This window comes from Chryseobacterium oleae, from assembly GCF_900115055.1.
In the GTDB taxonomy this organism is placed as follows: domain Bacteria; phylum Bacteroidota; class Bacteroidia; order Flavobacteriales; family Weeksellaceae; genus Chryseobacterium; species Chryseobacterium oleae.
In genome coordinates, this window is the sequence record NZ_FOVD01000008.1 from 24,795 (window position 1) to 47,440 (window position 22,646).

Annotated in this window: 19 protein-coding genes; 11 read left to right on the forward strand and 8 right to left on the reverse strand. The window is 38.8% G+C overall.

Going from position 1 to position 22,646, the window contains the following annotated elements; genetic code table 11:
* The first annotated feature begins 211 nt into the window (after positions 1-211).
* The 4 genes from secD (at position 212) to BM143_RS20005 (ending at position 6,276) form a co-directional block, all read left to right on the forward strand.
* A complete protein-coding gene (gene secD / locus BM143_RS19990) occupies positions 212-3,121 on the forward strand; it encodes a protein translocase subunit SecD (protein WP_090026728.1) in 2,910 nt (969 codons plus the stop codon).
* A 264-nt stretch (positions 3,122-3,385) separates the two neighbouring features.
* Positions 3,386-4,621 carry a TCR/Tet family MFS transporter gene (locus tag BM143_RS19995; RefSeq protein WP_090026730.1) on the forward strand — a complete coding sequence of 412 codons (1,236 nt, stop codon included), beginning with the start codon at positions 3,386-3,388 and terminating at the stop codon, positions 4,619-4,621.
* Between the two features lie 23 nt (positions 4,622-4,644).
* Positions 4,645-5,544, forward strand: a complete 900-nt coding sequence (locus tag BM143_RS20000; RefSeq protein WP_090026732.1) for a helix-turn-helix domain-containing protein — start codon at positions 4,645-4,647, stop codon at positions 5,542-5,544.
* A gap of 75 nt (positions 5,545-5,619) precedes the next feature.
* Positions 5,620-6,276 carry a hypothetical protein gene (locus tag BM143_RS20005; protein WP_228430902.1) on the forward strand — a complete coding sequence of 219 codons (657 nt, stop codon included), beginning with the start codon at positions 5,620-5,622 and terminating at the stop codon, positions 6,274-6,276.
* A 102-nt stretch (positions 6,277-6,378) separates the two neighbouring features.
* Here BM143_RS20005 and BM143_RS20010 read toward each other — a convergent pair whose 3' ends face one another.
* Positions 6,379-7,323, reverse strand: coding sequence for a hypothetical protein (locus tag BM143_RS20010; RefSeq protein ID WP_090026734.1), 945 nt, complete (start codon positions 7,321-7,323; stop codon positions 6,379-6,381).
* 616 nt (positions 7,324-7,939) lie between these two features.
* Here BM143_RS20010 and BM143_RS20015 point away from each other — a divergent pair.
* From BM143_RS20015 to BM143_RS20030, 4 genes are all read left to right on the forward strand, one after another.
* Complete coding sequence (locus BM143_RS20015; protein WP_034731181.1) at positions 7,940-8,275, forward strand: Sec-independent protein translocase subunit TatA/TatB; 336 nt, start codon at positions 7,940-7,942, stop codon at positions 8,273-8,275.
* A gap of 3 nt (positions 8,276-8,278) precedes the next feature.
* Positions 8,279-8,845, forward strand: coding sequence for a phosphatase PAP2 family protein (locus tag BM143_RS20020; RefSeq protein ID WP_047455964.1), 567 nt, complete (start codon positions 8,279-8,281; stop codon positions 8,843-8,845).
* A complete protein-coding gene (locus BM143_RS20025) occupies positions 8,842-9,660 on the forward strand; it encodes a tetratricopeptide repeat protein (RefSeq protein WP_090026736.1) in 819 nt (272 codons plus the stop codon). Before BM143_RS20020 ends, BM143_RS20025 begins: the two co-directional genes overlap by 4 nt.
* Positions 9,661-9,726: 66 nt before the next feature.
* Positions 9,727-10,182: a tRNA (cytidine(34)-2'-O)-methyltransferase gene (locus tag BM143_RS20030; RefSeq protein ID WP_090026738.1), complete on the forward strand. Its 456-nt coding sequence runs from the start codon at positions 9,727-9,729 to the stop codon at positions 10,180-10,182.
* Between the two features lie 321 nt (positions 10,183-10,503).
* On the opposite strand, the gene BM143_RS20035 is transcribed toward BM143_RS20030, so the two are convergent.
* On the reverse strand, positions 10,504-10,977 hold the full coding sequence (locus tag BM143_RS20035) for a 23S rRNA (pseudouridine(1915)-N(3))-methyltransferase RlmH (protein WP_047455971.1): 474 nt from the start codon (positions 10,975-10,977) through the stop codon (positions 10,504-10,506).
* A gap of 133 nt (positions 10,978-11,110) precedes the next feature.
* A complete protein-coding gene (locus BM143_RS20040; RefSeq protein ID WP_090026740.1) occupies positions 11,111-12,100 on the reverse strand; it encodes a GlxA family transcriptional regulator in 990 nt (329 codons plus the stop codon).
* A gap of 120 nt (positions 12,101-12,220) precedes the next feature.
* Between BM143_RS20040 and BM143_RS20045 the strand changes: the two genes are divergently transcribed.
* Entirely contained in the window at positions 12,221-12,670 is a 450-nt protein-coding gene (locus tag BM143_RS20045) for a DUF1569 domain-containing protein (protein ID WP_090026987.1), read from the forward strand.
* A gap of 253 nt (positions 12,671-12,923) precedes the next feature.
* Entirely contained in the window at positions 12,924-13,937 is a 1,014-nt protein-coding gene (locus BM143_RS20050) for a YihY/virulence factor BrkB family protein (RefSeq protein ID WP_090026743.1), read from the forward strand.
* Here the strand turns inward: BM143_RS20050 and nhaA are convergent.
* The 4 genes from nhaA to BM143_RS20070 form a co-directional block, all read right to left on the reverse strand.
* On the reverse strand, positions 13,934-15,112 hold the full coding sequence (nhaA, locus tag BM143_RS20055) for a Na+/H+ antiporter NhaA (RefSeq protein WP_090026745.1): 1,179 nt from the start codon (positions 15,110-15,112) through the stop codon (positions 13,934-13,936). The genes BM143_RS20050 and nhaA overlap by 4 nt on opposite strands.
* A 2-nt stretch (positions 15,113-15,114) precedes the next feature.
* Positions 15,115-17,325, reverse strand: coding sequence for a RelA/SpoT family protein (locus tag BM143_RS20060; protein WP_034731136.1), 2,211 nt, complete (start codon positions 17,323-17,325; stop codon positions 15,115-15,117).
* 111 nt (positions 17,326-17,436) lie between these two features.
* Complete coding sequence (locus tag BM143_RS20065) at positions 17,437-17,799, reverse strand: hypothetical protein (protein WP_090026747.1); 363 nt, start codon at positions 17,797-17,799, stop codon at positions 17,437-17,439.
* Between the two features lie 173 nt (positions 17,800-17,972).
* Positions 17,973-18,929, reverse strand: a complete 957-nt coding sequence (locus tag BM143_RS20070; RefSeq protein WP_139222081.1) for a hypothetical protein — start codon at positions 18,927-18,929, stop codon at positions 17,973-17,975.
* A gap of 115 nt (positions 18,930-19,044) precedes the next feature.
* Here BM143_RS20070 and BM143_RS20075 point away from each other — a divergent pair, with 115 nt between their 5' ends.
* Positions 19,045-20,301 carry a photosystem II stability/assembly factor-like protein gene (locus BM143_RS20075; protein ID WP_090026751.1) on the forward strand — a complete coding sequence of 419 codons (1,257 nt, stop codon included), beginning with the start codon at positions 19,045-19,047 and terminating at the stop codon, positions 20,299-20,301.
* Between the two features lie 404 nt (positions 20,302-20,705).
* Here BM143_RS20075 and acs read toward each other — a convergent pair whose 3' ends face one another.
* Positions 20,706-22,616, reverse strand: a complete 1,911-nt coding sequence (acs, locus tag BM143_RS20080) for an acetate--CoA ligase (protein ID WP_090026753.1) — start codon at positions 22,614-22,616, stop codon at positions 20,706-20,708.
* Between the last annotated feature and the right edge of the window lie 30 nt (positions 22,617-22,646).

Genomic DNA, 22,646 nt, shown 5'->3' on the forward strand with positions numbered 1-22,646 from the left:
TGATATTTAGTGTATTGATAAGTGAATGAAAATTTTATACCAATCGGAATTTGAAAATTTCATTACGATAAGGAAGAAAAATTATTAAATCTTAAATAGAAATTAAAACCCCGATATATCTGAAAATAAACCATTTCTGCTGTTAAAAAATTCATAAAATAATAATAAAATCATTATATTTGCCGACTTAATTTAACGTAGTTATAACAAAATGCAAGGAAAAGGACTTATTACAATTGTTGCTATTGTACTAGGGTTAATTTGCTTAAATGAGCTATTACCAACTTGGTACGCCAGCAAAATTGAAAGGCAGGCGACTGCTGTTGCAGGAGACAATCCGGAAAAGTATCAGAAAGAAATCACAAGACTTTCTAAAGATACTTTGAACCTGGGATTCACAAAACTTTATTACACTAAAGCCAAAGACAAGGAAATGAAACTTGGTCTTGACTTGAAAGGTGGGATCAACGTTCTTTTGGAAATTAACCAAAGAGACCTGGTGAATGATTTAACGAATTATTCTACCAATCCTGTTCTTATCGAGGCTTTAAACAAGACAGATGAAGTTCAGAAGAATTCTACAAAATCTTATATTGATAACTTCTTTGATCAGTTTGAAGCGATCAACAAAGCAAAAGGGACGAACCTTAAGCTTGCTGATCCTGAACTTTTCGGGAATACCAATTTATCAGAAATCAAGTACAATACTTCTGATGATCAGGTAAAAAGTATCATCAAGAGAAGAATTGATCTTTCTGTAGGTACAGCTTTCGAAGTAATCAGAACCAGAATCGACAAAATGGGTGCTGTGCAACCCAACGTTCAGAGAGTACCTGGTACGGCTAGAATTTCTGTTGAAATGCCTGGTATGAAGGATATCGACAAAGTGAAGAAAATGCTTCAGACTTCCGCAAAACTTCAGTTCTGGGAAGTACAGCAGGTTCCTGAAATCGCTCCATATTTCCAGACATTGACTACAATGGTGGCAATCAAGGGTGATTCTATGGGAGTTGCGAAGAACATCAACTTCATGAATCTTTTAAACCTTGACAAATTAAGATCAAACGGTGTTGCAAGTGTAAAACTTTCTGATACAGCTGCTGTAAACAAAATTTTAAGCAGTAAAGTAGGTCAGTCATTACGTCCAGCTAACATTAAATATACACAGTTCATGTGGGGTTACAAACCTGAAGGTACAGATACTGAAAGTTTAGTATTGTATGCCATCAGAGGTAACATCAACCAGAAAGCTCCTGTAGACGGTGCTGTTGAAACGGCAAGCATCGGCTATGATGAGTTGAGCAGAGTCGTAGTAGACATGCAGATGGATTCTAAAGGTGCTAAAGAGTGGAAAACATTAACTGAGAAAAACGTAGGTAAGCCGGTAGCGGTTACATTGGATGGCAGAGTTTATACTGCGCCAAACGTTGTGGGTGCTATTCCTAACGGTAGAACTCAGATCTCGGGTAACTTCTCTCAGGAGGAAGCTAAAGAACTGGTAGACGTGTTAGGAGCGGGTAAATTACCTGCAGGAGCAAAAGTAGTTCAGGCTACCGTAGTAGGACCATCATTAGGACAGGAGTCTATTAATGCAGGGGTTATTTCATTTGCTATCGCATTTTTAATTATCATTGTTTATATCATTTTCTATTACGGTGGTGCAGGGGTGTACGCGGTAATTGCAATGATTGTCAACTTATTCTATATTTTCGGAATTATGGATTCCGGAGACTTTACACTTACGCTTCCAGGTATCGCGGGTATTGTACTGACGATGGCCATGGCGGTGGATACGAACGTAATTATTTACGAACGAACGAAAGAAGAACTATTCGCAGGGAAGAGCATTTTAGAAGCTTATAAAGATGGTTTCAAACATGCATTAAGTGCGATTGTCGATGGTCACTTAACGACGCTATTGACGGCTGGTGTACTTTTCTTATTCGGAACAGGACCTATTAAAGGATTTGCTTTGACACTGGGAATTGGTATCCTAATGACATTCTTTACGTCTGTATTACTTTCAAGAGTAATGATCTTCTCAAGACTGAACAAAGGAAAACACCTTTCTGTATGGACAGCTCCTACGAAGAACCTATTCAGAAATACATGGATCGATTTCATCGGAAAGAGAAAATATGCTTACATTGTTTCAGGTATCTTAACTGTAGTTTGTGTAGCATCTATTGCGATCCACGGATTCAAATACGGTATCGACTTTACAGGAGGTAGAAACTATGTGGTAAGATTCGATAAAGCTGTAAACGCTGAAGATATCGAACAGAACCTTGTAAAAGTATTCAAAACTGAAGATGGTAAAAACTCTTCTGTGGAGGCTAAGACTTTCGGAAACGATAAGCAGTTGAAAATCTCTACAGATTACCTTATTGAGGACGAATCTTTAAAAGCTGACCAAACGGTAGAGCAGAAATTATTCGAAGGATTAAAAACAAGCTTACCGGCTAACACTACATTGCACGATTTCAAATCTGCAGATAAAGAACATGCAGGAATTATCTCTTCTGAAAAAGTAGGACCTACGGTTGCAGATGATATCAAAACTCACGGTATTCTTGCGGTAGTAGCTGCTTTGGCGGGGATCTTCATCTATATCCTATTAAGATTTAGAAAATGGCAATTCTCTTTGGGTGCTGTTGTGGCACTATTCCATGATGCGGTAATTATTTTAGGAGCTTATTCATTGCTTCACAAATTTATGCCTTTCAACATGGAGATCAATCAGGATTTCGTTGCAGCGATCCTTACGGTACTGGGGTATTCAATCAATGATACCGTTATTATCTTCGATAGAATTAGAGAATATTTAAGAGAGAAGAAAGCGTTAACATTAGCTGGATTATTTGATGACTCGATCTCAAGTACATTGGGTAGAACGTTCAACACTTCATTCACAACCATTCTTGTGATCTTAGCGATCTTTATCTTCGGTGGAGATAACTTAAGAGGATTTATGTTTGCGATGTTAATCGGTATTGGATTCGGTACCTATTCATCTATCTTTATTGCATCGGCTATCGCGTATGACTTCCTTAAGACAGGAAAAGAAGACGAGGTACACGGCAAAACGACAAGTACAAAAGAGGTACTTGCTTCAAAATAAGACCAACTACAATAAATAAGTAAAGACCGTTTCGAAAGAAGCGGTCTTTTTTTATGTGAGATTTGAGGGCTTCCGGGTTCCGAGATTTGTATTTAAAAAATTAATATGTAAAGTTCAAAGTTTGAATTTATATTTACGAGTCCAAATCTGAAATCTAAAATCTGATGTCTGATGTCTAGAATCTAGTATCTTGACTCCTGATTCCCAACTAAACCCCACAATTTAGAACCATTATATTTCAGATTTGATTAATTTTGCACCACTATGGAAAACTCAAGGAAAAAAGCAGCCATTGGCTTTATATTTATTACTCTGCTCATCGACATCACAGGATGGGGAATCATTATTCCTGTTGTTCCCAAATTAATTGAGGAACTTATTCATGCCGACATCAGTGAAGCTGCCAAATATGGTGGCTGGCTTGGTTTTGCCTATGCATTTACTCAGTTTATCTTTTCTCCGGTCGTAGGAAACCTGAGTGACAAATACGGAAGGAGACCTATTATTCTGATCTCACTTTTCGGTTTTGCGGTAGATTATATTTTTCTTGCGCTTGCCCCAACCATTTGGTGGCTCTTTCTCGGAAGAGTTATTGCCGGGATCACCGGAGCCAGTGTGACAACGGCGAGTGCCTATATTGCGGATATTTCTACAGATGAGGACAGAGCTAAAAACTTTGGACTTATCGGAGCGGCATTCGGTCTTGGATTTATTATCGGACCGGTATTAGGAGGAGTCCTTGGGCATTATGGAGCGAGAGTACCTTTCTATGCGGCAGCAGGATTATGTCTGTTAAATTTCCTTTATGGGTATTTTGTTCTTCCTGAGAGTTTAGATAAAGACAAAAGAAGAGAGTTCGACTGGAAACGGGCGAATCCTATCGGTTCATTTAAATTTTTAGGTAAGCACCCGGAGATTTCAGGATTGATCTTTGCGCTTATTTTAATTTATATTGCTGGTCACGCTGTACAGAGCAACTGGAGCTTCTTCACCATGTATAAATTTAACTGGACAGAAAGGATGGTTGGAATTTCACTGGGTGTAGTAGGACTTTTGGTAGGTTTAGTACAGGGTGTTCTGATACGCTGGACAACGCCGAAACTGGGCGAAGAGAAAAGTATTTATTACGGATTGGCGCTCTATGCATTGGGAATGCTTCTGTTTACTTTTGCTACAGAAGGTTGGATGATGTTTGCCTTCCTGGTTCCTTACTGTTTGGGAGGGATCTGTGGACCTGCGCTTCAGTCGGTGATCACGAAAAGTGTTCCATCCAATGAACAGGGTGAACTTCAGGGTGCACTGACCAGTTTAATGAGTGCCACTTCCATCGTAGGACCGCCATTGATGACCAATCTGTTTTACTTCTTTACCCATGATGAAGCGCCTTTTGAGTTTTCAGGAGCACCGTTCTTTCTGGCATTTATTTTAATGGCAATAAGCGTTGTAATGACCTATTATGCCTTTAAGAAAAAAGACAAAAGACTGATCAAAAAACTCTAATTATTTTAAACTAAACAGATCGTATGAGCCGTATTCCCCAATATAAACCTGATGATTTCAAAACCATCCTGGATATAGATTGGGAAGAAAAGAGCATGGCAAAAAGAGAACTGAATGAATTTTTCATAGAGCCTCTCCACGTACTTAAGGACGCCAAAACGCCTTCTCAGCCGCATCGGAAAACGGTCAATGATTTTATATTCATCAGAAAGGGGAGTGTAGAAAAAATGGTATGTTCAAGCCTGTTTGATGTGAAGGAAGGGATGATCATGCTCCTTCCTCCGCATAAGATCCGGACATTTATCCATAACACCTCCGATGTGGAAGGATTCTACTGTCACTTTTCCAATGACTTTATTGCAGACGGCCCTGGTTTAAGGTATCTGCAGGATATACTGAACCATGCTGATATTATCTATGATCCCACCTTGTATCTTGATCAGGAACACCGTGAGCGGATTTTTGTGATCCTTCAGCAGATGGAATCTCTGTATCAGCAGAACCGGAATCTGGACCTTATCCGTTTGTATCTTTTTACTCTGTTGGGAGAAATCCGGCATTTTATAGAAAAGCTTCCGCGCCATGATCTTTCAGTGAATGAAACGTTGGTTTTTCGTTTCCGGAAGTTGATCACAGGCCAGATTCAGCATTTACATTCGGTGAAGGAATATGCGGATCTGCTCAGTGTTTCTCCCAATCATCTCAATAAAACGGTGAAAATTACAACAGGCAAAACGGCTTCAGAAATTATCAACGAATCTTTATTGATGGAAGCAAAAGCCCTGTTATCACTGCCCCATCTTTCTGTCTCGGAAATTGCCTTTGCTTTAGGCGTTGACGATGTTTCCTACTTTTCACGATTTTTCAAAAAACACAGCGGGATGAGCCCTTCGGATTACCGGAAAGGGATTGATTTGTCCTGATAATCGATTTATCTGTTCTAACCATTTTCTCCTGTAATCCGGAATTTTGCGGATATAATTGATCACGGTTAAAACATGAAAAAAATAATTATTTTTGCAGCAGGACTGTTTCCGCTGCTATTTAATTCCCAGACCCGTATCCCGGCTTCCAATCCGCCTGTGTCATTTGAAGGCTTAACCGGAAATAGAGGATTTGCTTCACAGATGACGGTAAATAAAGCATTTGAAGGAAGCAAAAGGCTGGGTTTCTTCAGTGTGGCCAATATTTCTTCGAAATGGAATGAGAACAATTCCAAAGATGCCATGATCCAGGCTAATCTTACCTTTGAGGTTCTCAAAAATCTTCGTCTGGTAGGAGGTTCTCACTACACCCCTAATACAGGCCTTCGACCGACTGCCGGCTTCATGTATTCTAAAAATTTTAATGATTTCTTACTGATTGTTAATCCAAGGTTTATAGGGTTTTCCAAAAGCAGCATTGCCGAAGGTTTTGTCATGATGGAGTACAAGCCTAAAATCAATGAAAACTGGAAAGGATATTCCCGAATCCAGGGGCTGTATTCCGAGACGATAAAAGACGGTGAACATGCCCGGAGTTACCTGATGCTTAGAGCGGGAGTAAGTTATAAAACCATCACTTTTGGTGCCGGAGCCAATTTTGACAGTTATGGACCTTTTAAAGAAAGTAAACAGAATTACGGGGTATTTGCGGCAGTAAGATTATTTAATTAAACCATTATCTTACCCATATTTTTTTATACATCAATAAAACAGGGAAGCCATTACAGCTTCCCCGTCTTCTATTGAAAAATATAATAATGTGTTCAGAATTTTTTACGGATAAAGTGATTTTGTTCCGTTGCTTACTACATTGCTTCCCAATCCGGAAAATGATACAGAGAAATTACTTGAATTAAAGCTTAAAGAACCTGTAGGAGTACATAATCCAAGTGCATATCTACATTGTCCGTAGGCACCGGTTCTCTTCGTAACCTTACTTTCACTTTTTGCTTTTCCTAAGCTGATATTACCCCAGTCACTCACGTCTACATTAGAAACCGTAGAACCGGAATAATAGATCGTGATCTGATACCCGATTTCTCCTCTCTTAGAACCCCAAAGCCATTTTGCAGTCCACCATTCTTTGAACCATTTTGAAGCCACCTTCGCCTGAGCATCGGCAGGAGAAACCTCAGTAGTTCCTCTGGCATCCATCATCACAAGTCCGGCAAATACATTATCCCAGACAATACCCGACTCATTATAGAAACAAAGAGAAGTGAACTGCTCTCCTTTATGATTCCATGAAATTTCAAGAACGTCAGTACCGGTTTTGATTTGCTCTGAAGCTGCTTCTTTAAGTCCTTTTTCAGCCTCAGCCAATTGATCTCCGGAGAATAGTGTCCCTATTTTCCCCACTTTTACAGTTTCCGGAGCCAGAATGTTTCCTTCTGCTGTAAACTGATCTCTGTCAGAAATTAATTCCTGAGAAATGTCTATCCCTTTTTGAGTTGACAGTTTTCCTAAAACAGTGATTCCTGTGATTTGCAGGTCATTGTTCAGATATTGCTCAAGATTTTTCTTGGAATCATTAATCTGTGTCTGAACATTCTCCGGAACAACCTTTAATCCGGGGGTAATTTCCTTTTTCAGATCAGCAGCTGATACCTTAGAGGCAACAGGTTCCTGCATGATTTCACTGTTTTCATCCTGACAGGCAGTAAGCGTAAGTACCGATATCACGGCAAAAAGCTTGAAAGTAGTAACAAGTTTTTTCATAGTAAATATTTAATGATTTTGTGTGTAATAAATATAATGAAATAATTGATAACTCCCGTTTGTTTGAATTAAATATTTGTTAACTGAAAGTTGTGGGGAGGTTAAGGGGAGGAGCAAGATGCTAGATGTCAGATGTCAGACACGAGACATGAGACTTTGATACTGATGTCAATGGTGAATTTTGCTTCGCAAGTGAATGGTGAATTTTAAAGCAAAGATGCTAGATGTCAGACATGAGACTTTAATATTGATGTCAATGGTGAATTTTGCTTCACAAGTGAATGGTGAATTTTTAATAAACGTGAGATTTCAGATATAGGAATGGTGGCTTCGAGTGCCTCAATCGCCAGATATTGCACTCCTGATTGAATATTCCAGTGAATAAGTGATATTCCAAATGGTGGCTGAGGCACCCGAAGCCACCATCACCTATAAACCCCATTTACACTAAGACCCTCAAACTCTCAAACCCTCAAACCCTCAAACTCATAAACTCTCCAACTCAAAACCCTTGAACAGGCAGTCCGAAACCCACACCTCACCCCAAAATCTTAAAATTTGTTTAAAATTTTAGTTTACTGTAAATAAATAGTATAAACTTTCGTAATTTTACCCCATGGAATTAAGCATTGGAGAAATGGCATTGATCGCAGTGGCGATTGTTGTATTATTCGGTCCGGATAAACTTCCTCAGATAGCGCGTGACTTAGGGGCAGGCGTTAGAAAAATGCGCGGTGCAGTGGAAGACATTAAAACTGAGATCATGAAAGAAACTGATAATCCGGTTTCCGAGATCAAGCGTGAAATAGAGAAGGTAAAAGATGCGGCAAAAGACTTCAATCCCATGAAGGATATTGAAAAAGATATCGTAACGGAACCTTCGACGACTAATGAACCTCCTAAACTAAAGCCTGCCGACGACGAAACCTACGAAGGGCCTGTAAGCAGATAATTCATGGAGGAAATCATTCAGGAGGACAAAAAGGTTTTTCTATACCTTAATAATTTGGGCGATACTTCCTTCGACCAGCTGTGGATGCTGATTTCCAGCACATGGATCTGGGTACCGCTTTATATTATATTTCTTTACTTTTTATACAAAAATTATAAACTAAAGTCTTTAGTTTTCATTCTTATATTCATTGCACTTGGAGCTACGGTTTCAGATCAGCTGGCTAGTGTTTTCAAATATGGTGTGGCCAGGCTGCGGCCCTGCCATGATCCGAGTCTGGAACATTATATGAGGATTGTGAAGTGCGGCGGACAGTACGGGTTTTATTCTGCCCATGCGTCCAATACCTTCTTTCTGGCAGCTTATTTAAGTATTTTATTGAAAAAGAAGCTCAATTGGTTTCCATATGCTATATTTGTATGGGCTGTAGTAGTTTCTTATAGCCGAATATATTTAGGAGTTCATTTCCCGATAGATATTTTGGTGGGGGCGTTTGTTGGATCTTTATTGGGAGTGATATTTGGAGTACTCGCCAAAAAAGTCATCAACAAACAAACTATAACTTCATGAAAAAAACTTTATTACTAACCGCATTCTTATGCGCCTCATTCAGCCTTTACGCACAGGACAAAAAAACAGCCGAAGAATGCTTCAAAAAAGCAGACTATAAATGCGCTGAAGAACAATACACCAAACTGGCAGAGAAAGAGCAGATTCAGAAATACCAGTCTGAATATTACAACAGTCTGGGAACAGCCCAAAGAAGGCTGGGGAAAACTACACTGGCTTTGAGGTCGTATGATTCAGCTTTAAAGGCTAATCCTTTATCGGCACCGGTGTATGCCAATCTTGCTTCATTGAACAGCCAGAAAGGAAACAAAACCAAAGCACTGGAATACATTGCTAAAGGTCTCACCATCGATGCTGAGAATCCTGAATTCTACCTTACCCGTTCCAAAATCTATGATAGCCAGGGGAAAAAAGACCTTGCTTTAAATGATTTGAAGCAAATTTTAACCTTTGCTCCCGATAATATTTACGCCAAAACAGGACTGGCAAATCTGAAGAAAAATAACGGAGATCTGGACGGCGCTTTAAAAGATTACAATCAGCTGATCTCTGAAAAACCGGAATCACTTCTCTATAATGGAAGAGCAGACGTTTATTTCAAAATGAAAAAGTCTAAAGAAGCCCTTACGGATGTGAATAAAGCTATTTCCATTGACCCGAAATTTGCTCATTCTTACGTAACCAAAGCATTGGTTTTATTTGATACGGCAAAACCTAAGGAAGCCTGTGAAAACCTTGACCGTGCAGTCAATTTAGGCTATGAAAAGGCTATTTTAGCAGATTACTATGCTAAGTGCGTTGTAAAACCCAAATAAGTTAACGGAAGCTCAGTAAATAAATAGTTTCGACTATTTTTAAACCCAATAAAGAAAGATATATAGATGTTGAATATTGTTCTTGTAGAACCCGAAATACCCAACAATACAGGTAACATAGGACGATTATGTGTAGGGACAGAAAGTAAATTACATCTGGTTCACCCCTTTGGATTTGTCATCAATGATAAAAATCTGAAACGGTCCGGTTTGGATTATTGGGTGCATCTCGATGTTTCAGAATATGCCAATGTGGAGGAGTGGATCAATAGTATTCCGGATCCTTCCCGAGTTTTCTTAATGAGCTCACATGCTGAAAAATCCTATCTGGAAAATGAATTTCAGGATGGCGACTGGCTGGTGTTCGGTAAGGAAAGTGTAGGTTTAAGTAAAGACGTTCTGGATCATTTCGGGAATCATCTCACCATTCCGATGTCAAAACTGATCCGAAGCTTTAATATTGCTAATTCCGTTGCTTTTGTAATTGGCGAAGCGAAAAGACAGATCGGTTTAAAAGTTTAGATAACTATTATTATACAATTTATAAAGAGAAGTAAATCTCACGCAGATTAATCTGATGATGCAGATTTTTTACTTTTGATCATCTGCTTTATGTATATCAATGATGAGAAAAATTCGAACCATTAAGATTTCTGTTAAGCTTTTAAAAATATTAAGTTTTAGATTAGCTTTAAGGCATACAGCATAAAAAATTATTTGATTTTTTCTTAAATAAGCTTACATCCTTCATTGATCTTAATGTTTAAATAAGCGTAAAATGATAATCTGTTCTATCGGCTCAATCTGCGAGAGAATATCATTATAAACACAGAGTTGAAATTTTTAATCATTATGATAAGGCTTACCCTGAAGGATCTGGTCCGCACGGTAAAGCTGCTCCACAATAAATAAACGGATCATCTGATGCGTAAATGTCATTTTAGATAATGACATTTTTTCGTTAGCTCTGTTATATATTTCCTCGGAAAAACCATAAGCACCTCCAATCAGAATATGAACCTTTTTAACCGAAGAATTCATCCAGGTATCAATTTTCTGGGCAAATTCACGGCTGGTGAACTGTTTTCCCTTTTCATCAAGGATGATGACGAGGTCGTTTTTATCAATATAATTCAGGAACAGCTTAGATTCTTCCTTCTTCAAAAGATCAGGAGAAAGGTTTTTTGCATTTTTTACATCAGGAATTTCTGTGATTTCGAAGTTCCAGTGTTTGGGAAGCCGGGTCAGATAATAGCTGATCAAAGAAGTGATCTCCTTGTCATCTGTTTTTCCGATACAAAGTAAGCTGATTCGCATGTATAAAGGGTTTCAAAAGGCAAAGATACCATTTTTAAAAAAAAGGACTGAAGCCATAAACCCTAAAAATATAGTAAGGCACGGTCTACTCCAGAGTTTTTAAATTTTTAAATCTTTCATTACCTTCAATCTTTCAATAGCTAATCTCCTGCCCCTTAAATTTATTCCTGTAATCAACCGGCGTTAATCCGGTGATCTTTTTAAAAACCGTTCTGAATGTTTTTAAATCATTGTAGCCCATGCTGTAGGTAACATCTGCAATATTAGCATCTCCGGTTTCAAATGCCTTTTTCGCTGCTTCTACTTTTACCCTTTGTATATATTCAATCGGATTTAAACGGGTTGCATTTTTAAACCGGCGGATAAAATTCCGTCTGCTCATATTGACCTCTCCTGCAATCTGCTCAACGGTGATATCTGTTTTAAATGTTTTCTCGATGTAACTCTGTGCCTTATGAATTCGATCATCGTCATGAAGCCGCTGCCCTGAGAAAACATTGAAGATATTTTGTGAAGTCCGTCCGTAATCCAATGCATAGAGTTTACTCAGTTCGACAGATATTTCTTTGCTGGAATTCTGTTCAATAAAATACAGCATCGCATTTAATGAAGAAAAACCACCGCCGCCTGTGATGATTGCTTTTGAATGGGTCACCACATGATCAGGTTTGAAATCAATAAGCGGATATCTTTTTTGCAGATCTTCCATGGCACCCCAGTGTGAGGTAGCCGGCATATGATCCAGTAAGCCGGATGCTGCAAGGAAATAAGCTCCTGTACACAGACTGATCAGCTGTACTTTTTCGTGGTATTTTGTTTTGATCCAGTTGATGAGAACATCGTTTTTGGACAGCAGAGAATCAATATCTGTGAGGTCCGTGCTCATGGGTGGAATGATAACAACATCGGTGTTAAAATTCTCAGAGATCATTTTCGTACAGCAAAACTGCAGAGGAAGGTGAGATTGTAGGGTTTTATTCTGTACGCCTATCAGATCTATCTCAAATGGAATGTCAATTCCCTTTCTTACAGCAGATTCATTGGCGCTCATCAGTAGAGCGGCGGTATTGGATACGGCTATTGATAGGACACTGTCATAAATAATGATTGAAATATGTTTCATCGCTGTACGGATTTGATGATAAAGTTATATAAAATTTTGGCACAAAATACACTGTCGGATGTCGTTTTTACGTACAGTGATTTTTTAGAAACCATGATACCTTTACAAAAAGAATCGGTTATGAAAACAATATTTGACCAAAATACACGAGAAGAGCTGATCACAAGAATTGATGCACTTTCACAGAAGAATACTGCCCAATGGGGAAAAATGAATCTTTTCCAGATGATGAGACACTGTACAATCTGGAATGACTGGATGATGGGAAAAAGCTATCACACCTACAAGCAGGAGTTTTTAGGCTGGCTGTTTGGGAAAATGGCATTAAAAGGTCTTGTAAAAGATGAAACCCCGATCAAGAAAAATATGCCTGCAGGGAGCTTTGCCATAAAAGAAACGAACGGTGACGAGGAATACGAAAAACAGCGATGGATGCGACAAATTGTAGCCTATGAAAATTATTCAAATCCAGATTTTATCCACGATTTTTTTGGAAAGATGAAAAGGGAAGAGATCGGGATTTTTGTCTACAAACATATGGATCATCATTTGCGGCAGTTTAATGCATGAAATTTCGGGTAAAACTTTTATTGAACAGATGAAAGAATTTTAGGACTTACATTATTTTTCAAATAACATATCCTTTCCGGGAATGAAAGGAGCACAGGTATTCCGTACGATTGATGCGCATCAATCAATATCAGCGTTATAGGAAGGATAAGGAAAATGTTTATATTTGTACAAAGACTTATGTGAAACAGCAGATGTTTCTCTGTTAAAGGAGATAAATCCGTTGCTTTACGAAGTGAAATACACCAAATAGATGAGTATTAAAATTCCCAGATTTATCTTGAAAATTCAAGAGTTTTTTGACGACATACATATTCCTGTTCTCGGAATATCGCTTTGGCAGATGTTTCAGATCTATATTTCCGGAATTTTCAAAGGGAATATCGGGAGAAAAGCGGCGGCCATTTCCTGGAGTTTTACCATCAGTTTGTTTCCCTTTTTACTCTTTTTACTTTCGGTTTTGCCGTATATGCCGCATTATGACAAGCTTCAGTTTTATATTTTTGAAGTCTTGATGCACAACGTCTTTCCATCCAATATGGAAGGCGATGTAAGAGGATATATAGAAACCAATATCATCCCGAATATGAAAGGGATCAGCAATCTGACGATCGTACTGGCATTGGTTTTTGCAACGAACGGAACATTTTCACTCATCAATGGATTTAACGAGAATTCAGACGAAAAACTCACGGATGTAAAGGAATTTATTCTTTCCTTCTTTATCACAATTGGTTTTATTACCATTGTATTTCTGGCGCTTTTCGGGGTGTATTATGTGGAAGTTGTTATGAAACTTTTTACGCCGGCTTATGATGTTTCGTGGCTGGTGAATAACCTTTCCAAAATCATTGGATTTGTTTCTTTTCCGCTTTTCTACTTCATTCTTCTCACCCTTTTCTATTGGTTAGGAACAGTAAAGATTGCCAGATTCAGACAGGCGGTTCCCGGAGCTATTTTAACGACAGTTCTGTTTGTCCTGACTACTTTTATATTTGCCATCTACGTTAAAGATATTGCCCGTTACAACGTTCTTTACGGATCAATTGGAAGTATGATCCTTCTAATGGTTTGGGTGAATGTAAACGTATATCTTCTCCTGTTCGGGAATGAACTGAATATGGCCCTGAGAAAACTGAGGATAGAAAAACTGCTTTCCGATGAAATTAAAAGAGAAGCAGTTCGTTACCATGCAGCCATTACAGAGCCGAATTTGGAAAGCGACGAAGAACACCGGAGAAAGCTGGAAGAGAGGAAAAAAGATTAATTCTCCACCACATTCTCATCTTCCTTCGAACTCATACTTAAGATCACGAATCCTAAAACGGCCGCTAGAAAAGATGCGATCAGAATGGCAAATTTAGCCTCATCCTGAATCGGTATATCATCTTTAAAGGAAAGAAGGGCAATAAAAATAGACATCGTAAATCCTATTCCCGCCAGCAGCCCTACACCAGCCATTTGTGGCCACGTACTGTTTTGAGGCAGGGAGCTGAGTTTTAGTTTAATCGCAATAAACGAGAACAGATTGATCCCGATCAGTTTTCCTAAAATCAATCCACAGATAATTCCCATCCCTAACGTACTCGTAACTCCTGCTACCATTTCACTGGTAAACGCAATGTTGGTATTCGTTAAGGCGAATATCGGCATGATCAGAAAGCTTACCGGAAAATGAAGCTTATGCTCTAGTTTTTCAAGAGGAGAAATGTCTACATTCGAAACATTCGTAGGAATGGAGAAGGCTAATAAAACACCTGCTATGGTCGCATGAATCCCTGAATGATGCAGGAAGTACCATAAAAACAATCCCGGAATAATATAAAAAACAAGGCGTGTAACCTTTAAAAAGTTTAGTAAAAATAATAAAGCCGCTGTTCCAAAAGACAATAACAGATACGTCCAGTGGATCTGTTCTGTATAAAAAACAGCAATCACCAGAATCGCACCCAGATCATCTACAATGGCCAGTGCAGCAAGGAATATTTTAATTGAATTGGGGATTTTTTTCCCAAGCATTGAAATGATCGCCAGTGAGAAAGCGATGTCAGTCGCCATAGGAATTCCCCAGCCACTGCTGTAATCCGTTCCGGCATTGAAAAACGTGTAAATCACCGCAGGAACCAGCATTCCGCCTACAGCCGCAAAAATGGGCAGTGAAGCGTTTTTAAAAGAAGAAAGTTCTCCTTCCACCATTTCCCTTTTGATTTCCAGTCCTACCAGCAGGAAGAAAACAGCCATAAGGCCGTCATTGATCCAGATGCTGACCGGATAGGTAAGATGGAACAATGAAGTACCTACTTCTTTGTCTAAAAAATTCTGGAAACCTTCACCGGCAGACGAATTAGCGATTAATAATGAAACCAGTACACAAAAAATAAGGATAATTCCTGATGCCTGATTACTGCTGAAAAATTTTTTAAAATATAGAGATAAATTCATGCCTATGATTGTACTCGTCTCACTCTTGAAACTCCGTCAATATTTTTAAGTTTTTTAAATGTTTCTTCCAACTGACCTTTATTTTTCACTTCGAGATTGATGTTCCCGGTAAAAATGCCGTTGTTGGATTCTATGGACATACTTTTCATATCCATTCCCATACTTCCGCTGATCACGGTGGTAATATCGTTGATCATTCCCATTCTGTCCAGACCTTCAATTTCGATCTTCACTCTGTTCTTGAAGCTTTCCGCATTCACCCATTTGGCAGGGATCACACGGTAGTCGTACTGAGCTCTCAGGTTGATGGCATTCGGACAGTTGTCACTGTGAACTTTAATACCGTCTGAAATAGTAATAAATCCGAAAATTTTATCTCCGGGAATTACCGTACAGCATTTCGCATAGCTATAATTCAGTTTTTCTTCATCTTTTCCGAAAATGATCATGTCGAGGTTCTGCTCTTTCGGCTCCTCATAGTGCACGTTTTTCGGTGGTGATTTTCTGAATCTTGAAAGTAAATTGTTGAATACGTTTTTACTTTCAATATATTTTCTCAGGCTGCTGACATCCAGTTCGTTGCTTTGAAATTTAAGGAAAAGTTCCTGAGAGGTTTTTAAATTGAAGAATTTCTGAAGTTTGTTGACCTCTTCATCATTAAAATTGATCTTCGCATGACGCAGTTTTCTCTGAAGGATTTCTTTTCCTTCTTCTACCAGCTGGTTTTTCTGAGAATTCAGATAACTTTTGATCTTGGATTTCGCTTTGGACGTAACCACAAATTCCAGCCAGTCAGACTTCGGTTTCTGGTTTTGAGAAGACAGAATATCGATCTGATCACCATTTTGAAGCACATAGGAAATAGGAACAAGCTTTCCGTTGATCTTCGCTCCAAGACATTTCATCCCAAGGTCAGAGTGAACGGAAAAAGCAAAATCCAGCGCCGTAGCATTGGTGGGAAGGATTTTAATTTCCCCTTTTGGCGTAAATACAAATACTTCCTTAGAATATAAATTAAGTTTAATATTATCTAAAAGTTCAGACGTAGAAAGGTTTTGCTGCTGCTCAAGAACTTCACGGATTTCCGTTACCCATCTTTCGAAATTACGGTCTTCGGAGCTCTGTTTATAGCCTTCTTTGTATTTGTAGTGTGCGGCAACCCCTTTTTCTGCGATCTCATTCATCCTTTCCGAACGGATCTGTACTTCGATCCATTTCTTATCCGGACCAAGAACCGTTAAATGGAGACTTTCGTATCCTGTGGAACGCGGCTGAGTGATCCAGTCCCTCATTCTTGAAGGGTTACTGTGATAAACGTCGGTTACGATAGAGTAGATCTTCCAGGCAAGAAATTTTTCATTTTTTGCATCCGATTTGTAAATAATCCTGATCGCATAATTGTCAAAAACTTCCTCGAAAGAAACCCCTTGCTTCAGCATTTTCCTGTAAATGGAGGAAATGGCTTTTGCGCGGCCTTTGATATTAAAGTTTAAACCTTCTTCTTTTAATCTTTCCGAAACTTCGGTTTTAAACTCCTCAATATATCGTTCACGGTTTTCTTTGGCGGATTCCAATTTCTCCGTGATCTCGTTGTAAACTTCGGGATTGTTATATTTTAATGAAAGATCTTCAAGCTCGGATTTGATATTGTACAGACCCAGACGGTGCGCCATGGGAGCGTAAATATACACAGTCTCCGAAGCAATTTTTTTCTGCTTATCCGGAGCCATGCTTTCAAGCGTTCGCATATTGTGAAGACGGTCGGCAATTTTGATCAGAATCACTCTGAAATCTTCTGAAAGGGTCAGTAAAAGTTTTCTGTAATTTTCAGACTGTACCGAAATGTTCTGATGGTTCATGATCGAGATCTTCGTGAGCCCGTTCACAATATTGGCGATCTTTTCTCCAAAAATCTTTTTCAGATCTTCATAGGTGTAGTCCGAATCCTCTACTACGTCGTGCAGCAGGGCACAGGCAATGGAAGTAGCTCCCAGACCAATCTCGGTTGCTACAATTTTAGCAACGGCAATGGGGTGGTAGATGTAAGGTTCGCCGGATTTTCTCCTTTGATCCTTGTGAGCATCCAATGCAATATCGAATGCTTTCCGGATGAGCTTGTTATTTTCCTCATCCAGAGTTCTGTATGTATTAGAAATCAGATCCTTATACCGGGCAAGGATCTCTTTATTTTCCTGTTCTAAATCGTAACTCATTTGTGCTAATGCCTATATTTAAACGAAAATACGAAATTTTTTAAACTTTTCACGCATAAAAAATCCGCAGAACGCTCCGCGGATTTCCGGTTATTAGATTTTATGTTTTTGTCAGAATTTCACTTCTGAATCCATGCCGCTGCTTGATGCCTTTATTTTCACATCGGGGCTGTTATGGATGTCGGCTCTGTTTCTGGCATCGATAAATCTTTTGAGATTATCATAGTTCGCCTGCCCAATACCCATATTCTCGAATAAATAGGTCTTCAGTACTGAATTTTGGCTGAAAATATTCCGGGCGCCATCAGTTTGGTTATTATCTTTTACCGCAACACTCGCCAGGTACTGAGAGGTTTCAGAGCCATTAAGATATACTATGTAATCTGAATTTTCAAATCCTGAATTTTCCAGATCGGCTTCAAGCTTTTTGTAATCGCTGTGATGTGCAAATAATCCAGCTAATATATTTGACATAAGCAATGGTTTTTAAATTGTACTTAAAGATAATAAATATTTTTCAATATAACTAGTGTAAATGTAATAAAACTTAATGTTTATTATTTTATCTATAATATAATGTTAAAATTATTAGGAATGTCTATTGAACGGGTGTTTAAAATTAACAGTATTCAAATGGAATGTTTTTCTTAATCATTCATATACTCAAGTTCCGTCCAGCCAAACTGATAAAGATAAAGGAGGATCTGGTCATAAAAATTGACTGTTCGCAATCCCCCGTTTTTACCATAATTCGTGATTTCTTTATGTTGGTCCGAATCGTAGTTGATGTCCAGGAAATAATCGCCGGTACGTTTTATAGGGGTGTTTTCTGAATTATCAATTTGAGTAAAGTCCATATCATTCAGAAGGGTCTGAAGCTGGGCTTCATCTTCTTTCGATATTTTCTTAAAGTAGGTTTTATCAGCATCTAGATCATTAAGCCACGTATCATCCAGATACATTTTTTTCTCCTTAAAATCCAGTGTCATGACAAATTTTTCTGCAAACTGTATTCTTACGTTGTTAATTTTATGTTTATTGGGAGCTTTGATATATTCTGTAGCCATATTGTTTTTAATAATCAATACATCAGTATCATAGAAGTTTACAGAATCATAATTTTTTGATGAATCGTATTTTGGCTTTAGAACATGAATGAATTTTCCGTCTGGAGAAAGTTTTACGGCGATAGGTTCTTCATGGGTCTCTCTATAGGGATTGAATATTTTGTATTTGCCGGATTTCTGACTTAGAACGATGGCAATATTTCCCATCTCATCACATAAGTTAAGGGGGAAAACATCGAGAATGGTCTCTCTTCCTTTGTATCCTTTTTTTGGTTTGATATTGACAACATAGTCGTCCTGGCCATCGTTATTCAGGTCAGAAACGTAAAATGAACGGAGGTTTTCCTTCTTTATTTTTTCTCTGAAAGCCGCAGTGTCGGGAAAAGATGTTATTGGAGGTAAGCTGTCATTGACCACAAAGTTTTCATAGCAGGGATGAGTTTCGAAAATTGTTGCAATTTTTTTTTCGTCTCTTCTCTCTTTGCTACACGAGAAGAGCAGGGCCATAGAGGTTATTGACAGTATGTATTTCATCATTTCCAAAAATAATAATTTTAATCAATTTATTTAATTTTTTCGTTAATTCTGTCATTATATTGTACATCTGCTTTAAATAATTCAAATTTGTTTTTTTCTAAAAAATTAATCTACCATGAGAAAAATTTTATTTATTTTTTCCTTGCTGTCTTCGTTGATGCAGGCGCAGTACAGCTGGACTGCTTTTTCATATCCACCTTCTAACGGAACCGGAAGATATGATGATGTGTTTTTTCTGAATGAAAATCTGGGCTGGGCGGCACGCGGAGGAAACGGAGCTGTTTTTAAAACGACAAACGGAGGAAATACCTGGGTACAGAAGGCGGTGACCGGACCTGCCAATCAATATTACCGGAATATAGAATTCCTTAACGAAAATGTAGGCTTTCTGGGAACTTTGAACAACAGTTTCTATAAAACGGTTGATGGTGGAGAATCATGGCAAAAAGTAAATAATATTTCACCTTATCCCGAGGCTATCTGTGGTTTGGACTGTGTGGGAACTTCTACCGTTTATGGCTGTGGTGCATGGTTTTCTCCGGCCTATATTATAAAATCTACAGACAGCGGCAATACTTGGGAGTATATCGATATGTCTGCCTATGCAAATGCTTTGGTGGAAATTACTTTCATTAACGAAAATGTAGGCTTTGTTTCAGGAAACGACAATGACGGAGCTGTGATCCTAAAAACGCTTGATGGCGGGGCAAGCTGGACAAAAATTTACAACAGCAATATCGCCAGTGAATTTGTCTGGAAAATGCAGCTTCTGGAGAATAATAAGATTTTCTGCGCTATCGAATCTGAAGCTACCAACGCTGGGAAACTTCTGAAATCTGTGAACGGAGGATTTACGTGGGAAACAAAAGATTTTCCGGATCCCTATGTACAGGCTGTTGGTTTCGTATCGGAAACCCATGGCTGGATGGGCGGCCACAGTACAGGATTTTATGAAACTTTAGACGGTGGAAATACCTGGATGAATACCGGAGTTGGCGGTTCTCTGAACAGAATCTTTTTTGTCAACAATAATCTTGCTTTTGCTGCCGGATCCAATATTTATAAGATGACGAGAGGAACTTTGGATGTTAAGGAAAATCCTGGAGAAAGTCAGGAAAGAAAGCTGAAAGTAGAAGTTGCTCCGAATCCTGTAAAAGATAAACTGAACCTCAATGTGTATTATGTGCATACTGATCATATTGTTGTGGGATTGTATGAAGCTTCCGGAAAGTTCATTAAAAATATTCTGAAAGACGATATCAGCGCTAAAGGATTGAAAAAATACTCTCTGGATTTCAATTATCCAAAAGGAAATTATCTTCTTGATGTGCATTCTAATCTGGGAAGACAGTCGATTAAAATAATAAAGTAAGAAGGTGAGTAAGGAAGCTGGAAGTGCGAAGAGGGAAGTTGTTGAAAGCTACAGGAGGAATCTTAGAACTGCCTTTTAGATCTATATACCGGATCAATTTCAAAAACTGGGGATGTGATCAGCTTTTTTAACGCAAAGGTTTACAATAATTATGCATAGTTTAAAGGTTGCAAAGACGGAATCGATCTCAGATCGATTCGATTAAGCGGATGTTTTATATCAGTAGCTTCATCAGTGACGGAGTCACGGTCTTTGCCTTCCTCAAAACTGAACGTTAACAAGATGAAGCTTTGCGTTAAAAAACTTGATTAATCTTAATTTTCTTAATCTGGATTCAAGTTAAAAATAATAAATGCGCAGAGGTTTTTCTGCGCATTTACTTTATGGTGTTTAGATCAATTTATTTAACTGATACTTTCATTTTTGATTTCTTCCACTATTTCCGGGTTCAACAGGGTAGAAATATCTCCGAAATTACTGAAATCTCCTTCTGCAATTTTTCTCAGAATTCTACGCATAATTTTCCCTGAACGTGTTTTCGGCAGTCCTGAAACAAACTGGATCTTATCAAGCTTCGCAATAGGGCCTATTTGGTCTGAGATCAGCTGATTGATCTCTTTCTTAAGGTTTTCTTTATCACGGCCTTCTCCGGTTTCTTTTAAGATCACGAAGCCATACAAAGCATTTCCTTTGATATCATGAGGATAGCCAACGATTGCAGATTCTGCAACGGCAGGATGCTCATTGATACTGTCTTCAATAGGAGCGGTTCCAAGATTATGTCCGGAAACAATGATCACATCATCTACGCGGCCTGTAATTCTGTAATATCCGACTTCATCCCTCAATGCACCGTCACCAGTGAAATATTTCCCTGGGAAAGCACTGAAATAGGTTTCCTTATATCTTTGGTGATCGCCCCAGATCGTTCTTGCAATTCCCGGCCATGGAAAACGGATGCAGAGATTTCCGGTTACCTGGTTTCCTGTAATTTCATTGCGTTTATCATCCATCAAAACAGGCTGGATTCCCGGAAGTGGAAGCGTAGCGTAGGTTGGCTTGGTTGGAGTAACAAATGGAAGCGGGGAGATCATGATGCCTCCTGTTTCTGTCTGCCACCAGGTATCAACCACCGGACATTTTTTCTTTCCGACATGGTCATTGAACCAGTGCCATGCTTCTTCATTGATGGGCTCACCTACGGAACCGATCACTTTCAGCGTGCTCAGGTCGTGTTTGTCTACCCATTCCGTGCTTTCTTTAGCTAATGAACGGATGGCGGTAGGAGCAGTATAGAATTGCGTGATCTTATGTTTTTCTATGACTTCCCAGAAACGGTCCGGTTCAGGATAGGTAGGTACACCTTCGAAAATAACGGTGGTTGCCCCGTTGAGAAGCGGTCCGTATAAAATGTAGGAATGTCCAGTGATCCATCCGATATCTGCGGTACACCAGTAAATATCGTTTTCTTTATAATTGAATACATTTTTAAACGTATAGGCCGTGTACACCATATAACCGGCAGAGGTATGAAGCATGCCTTTCGGTTTTCCGGTAGAGCCTGAAGTATATAGGATGAAAAGAGGATCTTCTGCATCCATGATAACGGTCACGAAATCAGCGGAGGCTTTTTCATACAGATCAGCCATCCAGTGATCTCTGCCTTCTTTCATTTTAATCTCGTTGTGTGTTCTTTTCACCACCAGAACAGAGTCTACGCTTGGTGTTTTTTCCAATGCTTCGTCTACGATCGTTTTCAGATCCAGCACTTTATTTCCTCTGTAGCTTCCATCTGATGTGATGATCATTTTGGCATTACAGTCATTGACTCTTGAAGCCACGGCAGAAGCGGAAAATCCTGCAAAGATCACAGAATGTACAGCTCCCAGCTTGGCGCAGGCCAGCATTGTAACGGCCAGTTCAGGAATCATGGGGAGATAGATGCAGACTCTGTCGCCTTTTTCAATCCCCATTTCGCGTAAAACATTGGCAGTTTTGTTGACACGGTTGTACAGTTCATTGTAGGAAATGTGCTGTGCTTCCTCTTTCGGGTCGTTGGGTTCCCAGATGATGGCTGTCTTTTCACCTCTTACGGCCAAATGTCTGTCTATACAGTTTTTGGTGATATTTAATTTAGCATTCTTAAACCATGTGATTTTGGCTTCATTCATATCATACTTAACCACCTTGCTCCATCTTTGGTACCACACAAAATTTTGATCAGCTATTTTGTCCCAGAATTTCTTCGGGTTTTTAATAGACTTTTTGTACTCTTCAAAATAATGCGGCAGATCTTCAATTAAGTAATTTCTCATATCCCTTCGTTTTTTTTTGAAATTTGAATT